We start from the raw sequence: 15,477 nt of genomic DNA, 5'->3' as shown, positions 1-15,477 counted from the left end.
GCGTGAATCATGCTTCGATCCCGTATCAATTACGCTACGCTAATACGGCTACAAACCTGCCCTAAGAAAACAACCGTTGATATACAGACTCACCACCGTTAATTATATTACGAGCAGTATTCTCTAACTCTGTACTCGGATCTCCTGTGTATGGCGCAAAGAAATTATTCATTTTATTCACCATATTCCCGATTGGCCGCGTTGGTTCGCCTATCTTATTAAACTGATAAAGCGCTGTTCCTGTTATCAATAGGCATAAACCAGCACCCAGACGAGAGTCGGCCCAAAAAGCGGGGATTGAAATTAAATTGGATAAACCTACTACGATTGCAGTATGTGCAACTTTTTCCGTATTTGTTGCGTGTCTTGGCATAAACAAACTCCTATTGCGAAATAATTCTAATTAAGAATAATTAAATCCAACCCTCTAAAATAAATTTACACATCGCTCGCAATCCTATATATTGGGGCTTTTATTTAAAATGTGTATTCTAAGTACACGGTTAAATATGGGGAATGATCGTATTGAATACATCACCAGCGCAAAGATCCAAAAGTATTATCATCTGGCTAGTCGGCGTTTCCTTTTTATTATTCCAATTTTTTTTACAGTTATCGTCTGGGATCGTTATCGGTGCAATTATGCACGAGCAAGGTCTCTCTGCATTAACTGCTGGACTATTAAGCAGTTCATTTTATTATGTCTATACCAGTTTACAAATCCCCGTAGGTTTACTGTTTGATCGCTATAATACACGAACCTTATTATCCGTTAATGCCCTTTTATGCGCCTGCGGCTGTTTTATCTTTTCTATGGGACATACTCTGCCGGTATTATTCTGTGGCCGCCTGATTATTGGTGCTGGTTCTGCTTTTGCTTTTGTCGGTTTAACACGAGTATTACGCCAAAACTTCCCCTTAAAACAATACGCGTTTATGATTGGTTTATCCGAAACCTTAGGATTTACTGTCACCGTAACGGGTATGGTGGGTATGGGAGCCCTGATTAGCCAAATTAGCTGGAGATACTTTATTGCTATTGCGGGGACTGTGGGAGTATTTATTGCTGGCCTATGCCGTATGGTTATTCCTAGCAATAAGCCAGAACCGCAAAACCAACAGCAATATAACAAGCAATTAGTACTCATGCTGAAAAATAAACTGATTTGGATTAATGGTTTATTTGTCGGGCTGGAGTTTTCCGTAATCACCGTTTTTGCAGCAATGTGGGCTGTTCCTTTTGTCCAACTTAAATTGCATTGTGATATTAAAACAGCGAGCATCCTGACCTCTATGGTTTTATTCGGTGCCGGATTAAGCTGCCCTATTTATGGCTGGTTATCCATCATACTCAGCAAACGCAAGCCACTAATTCATTTTTCTTGTTTATCAACAGCATTACTGCTATTAGTTGTTCTTTATTTGCCAATACACAGCACCCTATTTACCGGACTTCTGTTCTTTTTAATGGGACTGCTCTGCGGTGCTTATATGCTTGCATTTACTATATCTAATGAGCTTGCACCACCAGAATCATTATCTGCATCTACTGGATTTACCAATACATTAGGAATGCTCTCTGCCCCACTCATGCAACCACTAGTGGGCTACTTTTTGGATTGCTCGAGTAATACCTCAGGACATTATACTTTAGCAGATTACCAATTTGCGCTTTTAAGTGTCCCTATAGCTCTAGTTATTGCCAGTATTCTGTCACAATACCTGCCTGAAAAAAACAGCGAGGGAATAGAGAATATTCAAAAAGATAATTCTTCCTTGCAGAAATGTACTCAACATTAAACTATCTGACTACTGCCATGCTCCAAGTGATGCGTTTTCTTTGCGCAAAGAACTCGATGAAAATAAAATTGCTTTCATACGAGAGCAATTTGAACAAAAAACTTATGCAGTTATTGAATCCATAGAACTGCTAGACAGTAGGCTAGAACAACTTAAATGAGGCCCTCTTGGTAAAAGAGGGGCGTCAGGATAGATTATTATTTATAGCAGGTGTCTGTTGTCCTTCTTCTTTGATTTCGTGTAGCCGTTCTTTAACCGCATTGGATTGATCCACCGCATTAATTAGTTTCATTTCTATTGATTCAACGAGCTTGAAGGATTCTGATTTTTTTCCAAAAAAATTGTTTTGCCCAAACTCTGATTCAAGCTTCTTTTTTAATTCGCTAATAACGGATTGTGCTGCAGAAAAGTCATCTTTTTCTAACCGTGGCTGGCATATTAACTTGTTCTATAGAAGAAACCATACTTATCTGTTGGTCAGCAGTAATTTTTTTTGAGAACTGTTCCAGTTGCTTAAGATTATGCTCCACGTTCATGTGTTTGGAGTATCGATTATTTAATCGAGTAAGAGAGTCAGCAACGGTCGTGTGCACGCTTACAGTATGTGTACTTTACGCTGGATTAAGTTCATTCTGGTTTGGTATTATTTGATTTTCGGCTCTATTAGCAGGCCTTCTAATTTCAGCTACGCCTTTAGGTACTGGTCCAGCCATTGGTGGTTGAGGATAAAACGTTTGTTCCATATTGAGAAGTAAGGGTTGATTATAGCGTCTGTATTACCTTGCTTGTGTTTTTTGCTTATGCTTAATTTTAACGCATTTTTATTAAAGAAACACTAAATTAATATTTTTTTACCCAAAAACAAGTAAATTACTTTAGTGTTTTATCAGCAATGCGTGTACTGGTTTTAGGAATAGGTTTTACCGTTTCAAGAGGGTTAAGTACAAATAGTGTAAGTCGGGAGCTTGTAGGGCTAAGTTTTTTTGCTGGCTCAAAAATCCCACAAAGGGTCGCACTACCTGGTAAAAGATTCCTGGACGTGCCCCCGAAACCGACTCGCCAAAGCGCGAAGTCAACGGCGGCGAACGAATCTGCCCCCAGAGCTGTACCATACTGGCACACAGGGGCCGCTGTTTTATGCGGCTGCTTGTTCTTTAAATGATTGCTCCGTAACAAAGCAAAAAGCACCTTTATTTTCTTTGGAAAAACCAGCGATGGAATGAGAAGAATCATCAGACTTCAATGTATTCAATAATTTTAAAGTTAATTTAGGCAATCCTACATTAACAATACATTGATCTTTATCTAAAGATTTGATGGAAACGAATTGCGACATTTTCACTCGATTTCCCGTAGGATCAAGCCAACCCGCAACAGCGGCACTAGTTGCATCTTTTTCTTTTAAGTTCGCAGAATAAAAGCCATTATCATCACTCAAACGACAAAAAGTAGTGCTAATGTCATGGGTATCTTTTTGACCTTCATTTAAAACTAACTTACCAAACCAGGTTTTATTTCCGGTAACAAACTGCTCTTTGTCATCAACTTGGATATGCCCATTTAGTTGACTGGTTTGTAAAGCCTGTAATTTAACTCCAGGGCGTAAAACTAAAGTTTCGCTGCTATGATTTTCTTGTTTTAGCATATCCACTTTAAAATTAAATCCTTTTTTATCCTGTTCCTTAACTCCAAAAATCCAGCTGTCATTAATTGGGTTATAACGAATAAATGAATGCCCAACGTGCCAATCTAAAGAAGCAGTAGAGGCCTCTTCAATTTTTTCATTGCCTTCATAGAAAAAAACTAACTGATTGGTTTGGCCATCAATCACTGCAGCTTTGGTATGGAATTTTTCGCCTTGACGTTGCATCTCAAAAAAATATCCGTATTTATCACCACTTTCATTGTTAACCATTCCTGAGAAAGTCCAACTGCCAATAGTTGGATCAACAGGTTTATTTTCAGGTTTTATTTCTTCTGTTGTAGCTGAAAACAAGCCTGTACTAATCAACAATAAGATTCCAAATAAAAAAGCACAACGTCGAATAGGTAACATATTAGTAATAACCTTTTAACTGTTGATGTGACCACAATGCGTTCCAAAATGCATCATCCAATACTGCGTCTACGGGCAAATAATACATATTATCCGAGCTAAATGAGCGACATTTTACTGCATCCTTTTCAGTCATAATAATAGGCGAACTCAAATAGTTCAGATCCTGTGGCTTAAACTGATAGTGATCGGGATAAGAACAGGTATCGAATTCTATCTCTAATTGGCTTAAAGTGGAATAAAAACGTTGTGGATTCCCAATTGCTGCAATCGCCTCCCATTTCCCACTAACTGACTCAGGATTTATTTCCTTGCCAGTGCTAAGTTGCGTTATTTTACCGGGCCTTAGCTGCATCGAATACGCATTTGTCCAACTACCCTGGTTTACGATAACAAAATCTACCTCGCATAAGCGAGTGGCCGATTCTCGCAAAGGACCTGCTGGTAAACATAAGCCATTTCCCAAGCCTCGGGTCCCATCAATTACGGCAATTTCAATGGCACGTCCCATGCGATAATGTTGTAGTCCATCATCACTGATGATGATTTGGCACGAGTGCTTTTCTAAAAGATAGTGCACTGCATCTGTGCGTTTCGGCGCAATCACCACAGGGCATTGAGCTCGTTGCGCCAATAATAAGGGCTCATCCCCTACATCTTTAGCGGCGTCGTGAATACTCACCTCATGAGGAAAAGTTTTGATTGCTGCACCATAGCCACGGCTAACGATGCCTACAGATAATCCTTTGGCCTGGCATTGACGAGCAAGCTCGACAACTAAAGGTGTTTTACCTACCCCGCCAACGCTAATATTACCTACAACAATTAAAGGTACTGGGCATTTAATTTGGCAATAACGCTCTAAGTACCAACGCCGAAAGGAAACAATCTCTTGGTAAGCCCAAGAAAAAGGGCTAAGCACCCATCGTAACGCATGGTTTTCATACCATAAATTTTCGATGAATGAAGACATCAAATTAATGCTTCCTCATATCGTAGATTAGTTTGTTGTACGCCGTGCAATTGCGCATAATGCCCATGTAATGCTAATAGCTCTTGATGAGCGCCCTCTTCTACGATTCGTCCATGTTGCATCACAATAATTTTATCCGCATGCTGAATAGTAGAAAGTCGATGAGCAATCACTAAAGTGGTGCGGTTTTTCATGACCCCTTCCAATGCAACTTGAATATAACGTTCTGATTCACTATCTAGAGCCGAGGTTGCTTCATCCAAAATTAATATGGGTGCATCTTTTAAAATAGCGCGTGCAATCGCGATCCGTTGACGTTGTCCACCAGACAGTAACACGCCATTTTCACCAACTCTCGTATCATAGCCATCGGGTAATTTACTAATAAATTCATCAGCAAAAGCTAACTTCGCTGCATGAATAATTTGTTCTCGGCTTACATCCAAACGACCATAAGCAATATTGTTCGCTAAACTATCATTAAAAAGGATAACATTTTGGCTCACCAGAGCCATTTGCTCACGTAAACTACGTAGATTAATTTGGTTAATTGGCATGCCATCGAGGGTAATCTCACCCTGAGATATCTCATAAAAACGTGGCAGTAAGCTGGCGATTGTTGTTTTGCCACTTCCTGAATGACCTACCAAGGCAATGGTCTTGCCTGCTTCTGCAGTAAAGCTCACGTCATGTAATACCTGTTGGCCTTGACGGTATGCATAGGAAACATGTTTAAACGCAATTTCCCCCCCCGCCCGTTGATTAAGTACCACCCCCGGCTCGTTCTCAATGGGTTGGTCTAATAAATTGAATACACTTTCAGCCCCAGCTAATCCTTTTTGAATTACTGCATTTAAGTTAGTTAGTGTTTTCATTGGCTTAATTAATTGCAACATCGCGGCAATAATCGCTAAAAAGGAACCCGCAGATACAATCACTACAGTGGAGAGTTGGATTGCCGCAGCAATGATGGCTGCAATACCAATCGCAATTACGATTTGCACACCAGATACATTAATTGCTTTACTCACCGCAACCTTCATATCATTTTGTCGTGAACGCTCTATTGCCTTACTAAACTTGGCCGTTTCATAATCAAGGCCTCCAAAAATACGCACCACACGATAACCATCAATTGCTTCACTGGCAATCTCGGTTACTTCACCCATAGTTTTTTGTACTTTATGACTAATACGTCGCACACGCTTGTTGGTATAGCTGACAATGAATCCAACAAAGGGGATGGTCAATAAAAACATCAGCGATAATTGCCAGCAGATAACCATCATGACGGTCAATAATCCCAGAATCAAACAAGTATTTTGCACGAAATCAGTTAAAGCCTCCGCACTAACTTGGGCTACTTGTTCTACGTCATAGAGAATTTTAGACAGCAATTGCCCTGAAGTAGCTTCGTCATAAAAATCAGCAGGTAAACGTGAGACATGAGTAAATACTTTCTCTCGCAGTACTTTAACTACAGAACGAGCAACCCAGGTCATGCAATAACTTCCCAGAGAACTCACTAATCCTCTTAAGGTAATACCAATTAAAACAATATATGGAATTTTTTTAATGAATTCTATGTCGATGTTAATAAAGCCCTTATCAAAAAATGGCCGCATCATGTACGTAAAACCTGCATCGATCAGCGAATAAAAAATATTGGCGCCAATACCTAATGCCAAAACTGGCCAAAATGGTTTGACATAGGAAAGTAAACGCTTATATAAGACGCTGGTTTTAACCGTAAGTTTAGTTTTCATCAATCAGGAATTTGGGTTGTTAGTAAATGGCTCAGATTGTATCGCTTATTAACCCGAAGTGCTAATGATCAATACACTTAGAGCGTGATTAAAGTGCTTTTTTGTAATATTTTATCATTAAACCAATAGCTTATGTTGAAAATTGTTTTTTATCTTTTTATGTAGTATGGGCTGACTCAAAAATCCCCAACCTACTACCTGAGATAAATAAGAATTAGCCCCAGAAAAACAAGCAGCTCCGCCATTAATATCTAATATTTTTCCTTGAGTATATAGTTTGGTTACTTCAATATGGGTCTGTTTAATACATCATTCAATTTAAGTGGCTAAATCTTTGGTGATGCATCTCATTTTGTTTTTAACCCAGCAACCAGTTCATGAACTAATCCTGGTCCCTGATAAACCAAACCACTGTATACCTGCACTAATGAAGCACCGGCATCCAATTTAGCTTGGGCACTTTCACAGCTATTGATGCCACCAACCCCTATTAAGGTTACGGCATTGCCCACATATTCTTTGAGCAAACGCAAACACTGCAATGAACGCTCTTGTAACGGTTGGCCGCTTAATCCACCGGCTTCTTGAACATTGGGTAAATTAGCCACACCATCACGAGAACAGGTAGTATTTGTTGCAATAATTCCTTCAATACCATGACTTAAAATTACTTCTGTCATTTGTTTCAGCGTTTCCATTTCTTCATCAGGAGATACTTTAACAACCAACGGAACATGGCGCTGAAACGTGTCAGACAAACGCTTTTGTGCCTGCTGTAATTGCGAGAGCAAATCCGCAAAATAAACCTTCTGCTGTAATTGACGCAGATCAGGAGTATTGGGTGATGATATATTAATGGTTATATAAGTAGCATGCCCATACACTTTTTCTAAACAATAGAGGTAATCATCTGCAGCTCGATCTAAAGGCGTATCTTTATTTTTACCAATATTAATTCCCACAATGCCTCGATAATGCGCTTTTTCCACATGAGCAACCAAAGCATCAACACCTTGATTATTAAATCCCATCCTATTAATAATGGCTTGTGCTTGAGGAATGCGAAATAGACGAGGTTTGGGATTCCCCTCTTGAGGTCGAGGTGTTACCGTTCCTAATTCAATAAAAGAAAATCCAACTTTGGCCAAAGCATCCAGATGTTCACCGTTTTTATCTAATCCGGCAGCTAATCCCACTGCATGAGGGAATTGTATTCCCATTGCCTGAACCTGGTTTGATTTTGCTGTTTTAAAACAGGTTTGCGGGATAAAATGCAAAGCAGATAAACTAAAGGAATGCGCCCTTTCCGCACTCATACAAAACAATAAAGGGCGTACAATAGAATACAAATTAGACATCACACTTCTGCGCCCACACTCGAAGCATCGCATTTTCTGCTTGATGCAAATGATAATCCACTTCTCTTACTTCAACACCGTAGTTTTCTTGTTGAAGTTGCAGTAAAACGGGACCTAAAAGCTCTGAGGTTTTACCTTCGCGATCGATAAGCGGGAAAACACGTACTTCTTTTGCTACTCGAGCCAATTCGCGAATTACATTTAAATGAAAGTCTAATGTCTGATCTTCTAAATCAGCAAAAAGATAATGAGCACTCAAAGCAAAATCAAAGGAAAAATCAGGATAAGGTAGATGATAATCTGCAGCACCATAATAACGGCCTTCTGCCTTGCCCTGCTCATAATCAGCAAAAAACTCATTCATGCCTTTTTGGCGTTTTTCAATTAATTGTTCTAAACTGCCGTATTCACTAAAATCAAATTTATCCTGCTCAGTTTGTATTTCGTGGACCATTTCAGAAAAAATCATCACGGCTTTAGAGGATAAGGTATCTTTATCTAAAACAAATAAAGGATCACAACTTACAGCTTCATGCGCTTCGTGAAATTGTTGCACATTGACTGCACTTGGGCCACATCCATATTCTAAAATTCGGGCATTCATATCTTCGATAGATAAATCAAACATCTCGCGATATTCATCAACATTATGTCCCCAGAGCACTAACTTCCGCATAAGCAACTCTCCTTATAAATATAAATTTTGATTGCAACCTGGATGGAATACAACGCTGAAAGATTCTCTCATCGCCAAACCTTCGACGATGTTACAGAACATCGGTATTCTTTCAGTGCTGCGCTCTATCAGGTTACGACAGCATTAAGCGTTCTACGCTTGTTTACATCCTCTAACGTTGGCTTAAGATTAGGCGATTTTTTAAATCAGGTAAAGGAGCTTTTTATAAAATTAATATCAAAGATGGGTGAAAAAGAAGCAAGAAATAAAGTCCTGTAAAGTTAACCCACATTAGGACCAGGCCTAATACGGGCTACAGCTTTATTAAATAACAAATACATTCAATTGGTTATATCGGGCCATTCGTTGCTAATAACCGCTTCAGCCAATTCTTGAACCTGCCTTTCTCTTGCTGTAAGCGCAAAGAATCCATAAGCTGCTGCACAGCCCCCGGCAAGACCTGCTGCAGTGCCAGCAACACTTGCAGTAATCATTGCTCCTTGAAAGCAACCTAAAAACGCACTAACAAGCGTGGTGATGAATGTTCCTGAGCCTGTAATTGTTCCCGCAGCCCATCCAATACCCAAACCAATTATCGCCCCTGCCATACACCCAACAACAGCAGCAGCAAGGCCAAGCACTAAGCTAGCAAGCACCTTATTCCTCACATCCCACTGTTTTCCACAGCGCAGATTTGCTTTAACATAATCAGTAGCAGCGGTAAGAATACTATCCGAACTTACATTGGGAGCATAAATCGCACTAAGAAACGCGACCGTATTTTTTGCAACCATCAATACTTCTGAACTTTGAATAAGAGTACTATTTTTTCCTAAACAAATTTCAACATTCAATTCTTCTTTTAGTACTGAAACCAAAGCCAACAAATTAGCCTGAAGCACAGCGTTTGCGGGAGTTCCATCTAAAACCTTGCACAGCCCCTGAAGATAACCATTCACACACAAAGAATTAATAGCTACGTAAAGTTGCTTATCCTGAACCCCTGCTTTATTAAGAAATAGCAGACAATCGGCGTAAAATGTGTCTAAACCAGTATGCCCTGCGGCAATATATTCTTGAGCAGAATAATTAAGATCTTGAACTAATTTACTTTGTTCTGGATGGGTTGCCAAATAGGCATCAAGTATCAAAGTAAAATTGCAATAATGCTCAAGATTCGTTTTCTTATAATTATAATAAGGGTGGGTAACCCCATAAAGAACATGATCAGGCACAGCATTAATCAATCGAGCATGCTGCCAATTAATTGCTTCCAAACCCTCTTTTTCAGTATTGTTTGCAATAAGATGTCCTCCATAATGAAGATTTCGTTCTTCAAAGGGATGAATCCTTTTTTTTACCCACATAAGAATTTTTTTATAAGCCTCAATTTGTTGGCGTTGTAAGGTATGTCCATCAGAACCAACATCATGACCATCCGCCTCGAGAATGGCCATAGTCTTTGCCACCCCAAGTTCAAACAGAGCAGGATCCTCGACCGCTGGCCTAATTTGCCCATTATGTTGAACATCATACCAACCTGGCAAAGCCTCTACTTCAACGGTCGTGGCTGCATGGAATTTGGGAATGAATGCGTCCCATCCAACAGAACCTAAACCTCTCTCGTGTAAAGTCAAATGAGCGTGTTTAACCAAATCGCAATCACTTAGATCATGAACCATATTCGCTGTTATTAAATTACCGCCAATTGCCGTGGACCAGCGAAAACTACGAGGAACCAGCTCATGCAAATCTACAGTGATATCAACTCGCCCCCTTAATTCAGGATCTGCTTGAATTTTTTTAATAGCTAATAAGGCAGAAAAACCGCCTTGTGAATGCGCAATGAAATTAATTTGAATCTTTTCTGTGTTATCCAAAGAGTCAATTTCTTTTTTCAAGTCGGTGATAAATGCATCAGCCTGGCTTTGTATTCCAATCGCAAATAGTCCTGCATGACTCTGACAGCCATCATATACTCGTAAGGCAGTTTTACTTGCATTAATGTTGGAATGAAGCGTCTCATAGAGCTTATCATCTTCGCGAATATAATCCGTACCACAAAAAAAACCGATTATCATTTTCGTCATAAATAATGCTACCGTGCTGGAAGTTTGTGTCCATTTTAATCAATGGTAGTGTATGCTAACCTTAACTCGATAAATTTTCACCTTTCTTTAATATATTCATGCAATTGATAAGCTGGTTCAATTCTAATACCAGCCAAGGTGACTTTATTTATTGCATTCTGACAAAAAACAACCCCAGATCAAACACTTTAAATCGCTGCGCAAAATCAAACCATTTGGTATGGAGACAATGATTTATTAATCAATAAATAGATAAGAGCAAAAACAGGAAAAAATTCTGGTTGCAACTTCAATGCGATTGGGTATAGTTAGTGCATTTACAAAAATTACAGGAAGTCATCTATGTATACAGGGCCAAACTACCAATTAGGCGAAACCCATGATCTTTTACGAGACAGCGTTCGCCAATTTGCTCGTACCGAAATCGCTCCCTTAGCTGCAGAAATAGACGCAAGCAATATTTTTCCTAATCATTTATGGCGAAAATTAGGCGATATGGGCTTATTGGGTATTACCGTCAGTGAAGAATACGGTGGAGCCAATATGGGGTACCTTGCTCATACAATTGCTATGGAGGAAATTTCTCGCGCCTCCGCCTCTGTGGGCTTAAGTTATGGTGCACACTCCAATTTATGCGTCAATCAAATTTATTTAAACGGTAATACCAGGCAAAAAGAGACATATTTGCCTAAACTGATTAGTGGTGAATATGTTGGCGCGCTGGCAATGAGTGAATCCAATTCAGGCTCTGATGTAGTCAGTATGCAATTACACGCTCAAGCTTCCGGCGACAAATTCATTCTCAATGGCACCAAAATGTGGATTACCAATGGCCCTGATGCAAATGTTTTAGTTGTTTATGCTAAAACAGACAAGCAGGCAGGAAGCAAAGGCATCACAGCGTTTTTAATTGAAAAAGGAATGCCCGGATTTAAAACCGCTCAAAAACTGGATAAGCTAGGAATGCGTGGCTCAAACACCTGCGAATTGGTCTTTGAACAATGCGAAGTTCCTGCAGAACAGATTTTAGGCGAAGTAAATCAGGGTGTTAAAGTATTAATGAGTGGTCTTGACTACGAACGTACTATTCTTGCGGCAGGTCCCGTAGGCATTATGCAGGCGTGTATGGATGTTGTTCTACCTTATGTGCATGAACGCAAACAATTTGAACAACCTATTGGTGAATTCCAATTTATACAAGGCAAATTGGCGGATATGTATACCGATTTAAATGCAAGTAGAGCCTATTTATATGCAATTGCTAAAGCCTGTGATTGTGGAAACGTCAGTCGTAAAGATGCTGCAAGTGTGATTTTGTATACTGCAGAAAGAGCAACGCAAATGGCATTACAGGCAATTCAAATTCTAGGTGGCAATGGATACATTAATGAGTATCCAGCGGGTCGTCTACTACGTGATGCTAAGCTGTATGAAATAGGAGCTGGCACTTCTGAAATCAGAAGAATGCTTATTGGACGTGAACTTTTTAAAGAAACAGCATAAGGAATATCGACATGGATCAGAATGATATAGTAATTGTTGCAGCTAAAAGAACGCCTATGGGAGGTCTATTAGGTGCTCTTTCTGCACTTAGCGCGCCAGAATTAAATGCAATTGCTCATAAAGCAGCTTTAGAACAAGCCGGTATTAACCCTGCTGAAATTGAAGAGGTAATTAGTGGTTGCGTACTCCAGGCAGGCATTGGCCAAGCGCCAGCAAGACAAGCAGCCATCAAAGCAGGTGTTCCTGATTCAGCAGGTGCAACTACCCTCAATAAAATGTGTGGTTCTGGGATGAAAGCAGTGATGCTAGCCCATGACTTAATTAAAGCAGGTTCAGCAAATATCGTTTTAGCTAGCGGTATGGAAAGCATGAGTAATGCCCCCTACCTATTACCTAAGGCGCGAGCAGGATACCGTCTAGGACATGGGGAAGTTAAAGACCATATGTTTCTTGATGGACTTGAAGATGCCTACACTCGTGGCCAGCTTATGGGATGTTTTGCGGAAGAAACTGCAGCTCATTTCAACTTCACCCGTGAGCAGCAAGATGAATATGCCACTCAATCGATGAGCAAAGCAATCAAAGCAATTGAAAGTGGCGCTTTTGCTGAAGAAATTGCGGCAGTAACCATCAATACCCGTAAAGGGGATGTCAGTGTAACTACTGATGAAGGCCCTGATGCGTCAAAACTGTCTAAAATTGCGCAATTAAAACCCGCATTTAAAGCAGATGGTACCGTCACTGCAGCAAACTCAAGCTCTATTTCTGATGGTGCTGCCAGCTTAATTCTAATGACTGCTGCTCAAGCAGAGAAACGTGGTATTCGTCCATTAGCTCGCATTGTAGCTCATGCAACTCATGCACAAGCACCACAATGGTTTACTACCGCGCCAATCGATGCGATTCGCAAAGTAATGAGCAAAGCAAATTGGAAACAAAGCGATGTAGACTTGTACGAAATTAATGAAGCATTTGCAGTAGTTGCTATGGCAGCGATTCAACAGCTTGAATTAAATCCAGAACAGGTTAATATTCACGGCGGAGCTTGCGCTTTAGGCCATCCAATTGGTGCATCAGGTGCCCGTATTTTAGTTACCCTACTTCATGCTCTGAAGCATCAAGGTAAAAAACGAGGTATCGCTGCATTATGTATTGGTGGTGGTGAAGGAACAGCAATGGCGATTGAATTAGTATAAGGTCCGCTCTTAAACACCTTTACCAATGCAATAAGAAAGTAGCCCATATTACGACTTTGTCTAATACGGGCTACTTAGCTGTACCGTTAATAAAAATAATAACCTTTAAAGGATGTACATGCTAAGACAAAGTCTTATCTATCTGGGGCTTAGTATCCTAGTAGTCATATTTGCAAAATACGCCCATCTTGTCGTTGTTTATGTTGATATGTTTTTTACTTATGTAAACGTAAAATTAACCCCTATTTTCAGTCAAACTGGCTGGGGACTGGTCATTCGTAAAATCCTGGTATTAGTGCTACTGCCTGTTACTCTAACAGCAATTCCAGCACTCTTATACAAAGCAATTAAGGGCAAAGAGATGCCTCACTTTATTGCAATCACATGGACCATTTGGACGGTAATCGTTTTAAGCGATATTTTGGTACGTTAAGGACTAAAGCATGGCAAAATTAATCAGTCAAATTAATACTGGCAGTCAAGAGTTCAGAGAAAATCAAACTGCGATGCAAACATTAGTTGATGACCTGAAAAACCACATTCAACGCATAGTACTTGGTGGTGATGAAAAGGCTCGTGCCCGACATTTAAAACATGGCAAACTATTACCTCGGGAGCGTTTGCAACAATTGCTTGACCCAGGAAGCCCTTTTCTGGAACTTTCACAGCTAGCAGCTTATCAAGTATACGATGATGTAGTACCCGCAGCAGGAATCATTACCGGTATTGGCTGGGTTTCAGGTGTGGAATGTGTGATCGTCGTTAACGATGCAACGGTTAAAGGCGGTACCTATTATCCGCTCACTGTTAAAAAGCATTTGCGTGCGCAAGAAATTGCACAAAGGAATAATCTGCCTTGTATTTATTTGGTTGACTCTGGTGGTGCCTTTTTACCCCATCAAGACGAAGTATTTCCGGATAGGGACCATTTTGGTCGAATCTTTTTTAATCAAGCACAAATGTCCGCGCAAAACATCCCTCAAATTGCTGTAGTAATGGGCTCCTGTACCGCGGGAGGTGCTTATGTACCGGCAATGGCTGATGAATCCATTATGGTAAAAAACCAAGCCACTATTTTCCTTGGTGGCCCACCGTTAGTAAAAGCAGCTACCGGGGAAGTAATTAGTGCAGAAGAATTAGGCGGTGCTGAAGTACACTGCCGACACTCTGGCGTGTCTGACCATTATGCTGAAAATGATGCACATGCATTGCATCTAGCCCGAGTTGCGGTTACGAATTTAAATCGAAAAAAAGAAATCACATTAAAACGTATTGAAACCATTGAACCCCTATATGACAGTAAGGAACTAGCTGGAATTGTTCCCTCAGATCCAAGAAAACCTTTTGATATCCGTGAAATCATTGCACGTATTGTGGATGGCTCTGAGTTTGACGAATTCAAAGCACTTTTTGGTACCACCCTGGTTTGTGGTTTCGCTCATTTATATGGCTATCCAGTAGGCATTATCGCCAATAACGGCATCCTCTTTAGTGAAAGCGCTCTTAAAGGAAGTCATTTTATTGAACTATGCTGTCAACGAAAGATCCCTTTAATCTTCTTACAAAACATTACAGGTTTTATGGTCGGCTCTAAATATGAAGCCTCAGGTATTGCCAAGCATGGAGCCAAAATGGTGACTGCGGTTGCCAATGCAAATGTGCCTAAATTTACCGTTATTGTTGGTGGAAGTTTTGGTGCAGGAAATTATGCCATGTGTGGACGTGCCTATTCACCCAATTTTATTTGGTCCTGGCCCAATTCACGAATTTCGGTGATGGGTGGTGAACAAGCAGCCAATGTTCTGGCTCAAGTCAATCGTGATAAGCTAGCGAAACAAGGGCATGAATGGTCTGAAGAAGAAGAAGAACTATTTAAAAAGCAAATGCGCTCGCAATATGAAACTCAAGGTCACCCCTTCTATGCAAGTGCACGCTTATGGGATGATGGCGTGATTGCGCCCCAAGATACGCGTAAGATATTAGGCTTAGGCTTGTCTGCAACATTAAATGCACCAATTAAACCTACACGCTTTGGCGTATTTCGCATGTAAGGGCTAAC

General features: G+C 40.3%; 12 protein-coding genes and 1 pseudogene. 5 read left to right on the top strand and 8 right to left on the bottom strand.

The genetic code is table 11. From position 1 onward, the window contains the following. Window positions 1–61: 61 nt before the first annotated feature. Window positions 62–373 (bottom strand): hypothetical protein, encoded by a 312-nt coding sequence (locus ACQY7T_RS04690; RefSeq protein WP_428411547.1) that lies wholly within the window; start codon window positions 371–373, stop codon window positions 62–64. Between the two features lie 152 nt (window positions 374–525). Here ACQY7T_RS04690 and ACQY7T_RS04685 point away from each other — a divergent pair, with 152 nt between their 5' ends. Beyond that, window positions 526–1,800, top strand: coding sequence for an MFS transporter (locus ACQY7T_RS04685; protein WP_428411546.1), 1,275 nt, complete (start codon window positions 526–528; stop codon window positions 1,798–1,800). A 1,135-nt stretch (window positions 1,801–2,935) separates the two neighbouring features. Here the strand turns inward: ACQY7T_RS04685 and ACQY7T_RS04680 are convergent. The 7 genes and pseudogenes from ACQY7T_RS04680 to ACQY7T_RS04650 form a co-directional block, all read right to left on the bottom strand. Next, window positions 2,936–3,856 carry a hypothetical protein gene (locus ACQY7T_RS04680; protein WP_428411545.1) on the bottom strand — a complete coding sequence of 307 codons (921 nt, stop codon included), beginning with the start codon at window positions 3,854–3,856 and terminating at the stop codon, window positions 2,936–2,938. Between the two features lies 1 nt (window position 3,857). Then, entirely contained in the window at window positions 3,858–4,829 is a 972-nt protein-coding gene (gene lpxK / locus ACQY7T_RS04675; protein WP_428411544.1) for a tetraacyldisaccharide 4'-kinase, read from the bottom strand. Then, on the bottom strand, window positions 4,829–6,595 hold the full coding sequence (gene msbA / locus ACQY7T_RS04670; RefSeq protein ID WP_428411543.1) for a lipid A export permease/ATP-binding protein MsbA: 1,767 nt from the start codon (window positions 6,593–6,595) through the stop codon (window positions 4,829–4,831). Before msbA ends, lpxK begins: the two co-directional genes overlap by 1 nt. 156 nt (window positions 6,596–6,751) lie before the next feature. Then, window positions 6,752–6,913, bottom strand: a pseudogene (locus ACQY7T_RS04665) (GNAT family N-acetyltransferase); the annotation flags it as partial. Window positions 6,914–6,942: 29 nt separating this feature from the next. Continuing rightward, window positions 6,943–7,944, bottom strand: coding sequence for a quinone-dependent dihydroorotate dehydrogenase (locus tag ACQY7T_RS04660; protein ID WP_428411717.1), 1,002 nt, complete (start codon window positions 7,942–7,944; stop codon window positions 6,943–6,945). 1 nt (window position 7,945) lies between these two features. Next, window positions 7,946–8,629: a hypothetical protein gene (locus ACQY7T_RS04655; protein ID WP_428411542.1), complete on the bottom strand. Its 684-nt coding sequence runs from the start codon at window positions 8,627–8,629 to the stop codon at window positions 7,946–7,948. Between the two features lie 341 nt (window positions 8,630–8,970). Beyond that, window positions 8,971–10,719, bottom strand: a complete 1,749-nt coding sequence (locus tag ACQY7T_RS04650; RefSeq protein WP_428411541.1) for a hypothetical protein — start codon at window positions 10,717–10,719, stop codon at window positions 8,971–8,973. A 342-nt stretch (window positions 10,720–11,061) separates the two neighbouring features. Between ACQY7T_RS04650 and ACQY7T_RS04645 the strand changes: the two genes are divergently transcribed. From ACQY7T_RS04645 to ACQY7T_RS04630, 4 genes are all read left to right on the top strand, one after another. Continuing rightward, window positions 11,062–12,222, top strand: coding sequence for an isovaleryl-CoA dehydrogenase (locus ACQY7T_RS04645; RefSeq protein WP_428411540.1), 1,161 nt, complete (start codon window positions 11,062–11,064; stop codon window positions 12,220–12,222). Window positions 12,223–12,233: 11 nt separating this feature from the next. Further along, complete coding sequence (locus ACQY7T_RS04640; RefSeq protein ID WP_428411539.1) at window positions 12,234–13,418, top strand: acetyl-CoA C-acyltransferase; 1,185 nt, start codon at window positions 12,234–12,236, stop codon at window positions 13,416–13,418. A 118-nt stretch (window positions 13,419–13,536) separates the two neighbouring features. Beyond that, on the top strand, window positions 13,537–13,851 hold the full coding sequence (locus ACQY7T_RS04635; RefSeq protein ID WP_133137322.1) for a hypothetical protein: 315 nt from the start codon (window positions 13,537–13,539) through the stop codon (window positions 13,849–13,851). Window positions 13,852–13,861: 10 nt separating this feature from the next. Then, window positions 13,862–15,469: a carboxyl transferase domain-containing protein gene (locus ACQY7T_RS04630; RefSeq protein WP_428411538.1), complete on the top strand. Its 1,608-nt coding sequence runs from the start codon at window positions 13,862–13,864 to the stop codon at window positions 15,467–15,469. Window positions 15,470–15,477 lie beyond the last annotated feature (8 nt).

The sequence above is a fragment of the Legionella sp. genome (genome assembly GCF_965140895.1).
Classification (GTDB): domain Bacteria; phylum Pseudomonadota; class Gammaproteobacteria; order Legionellales; family Legionellaceae; genus Legionella.
Note: the sequence above shows the minus strand (reverse complement) of the source record. Positions and strands in the feature narration are given on the sequence as shown.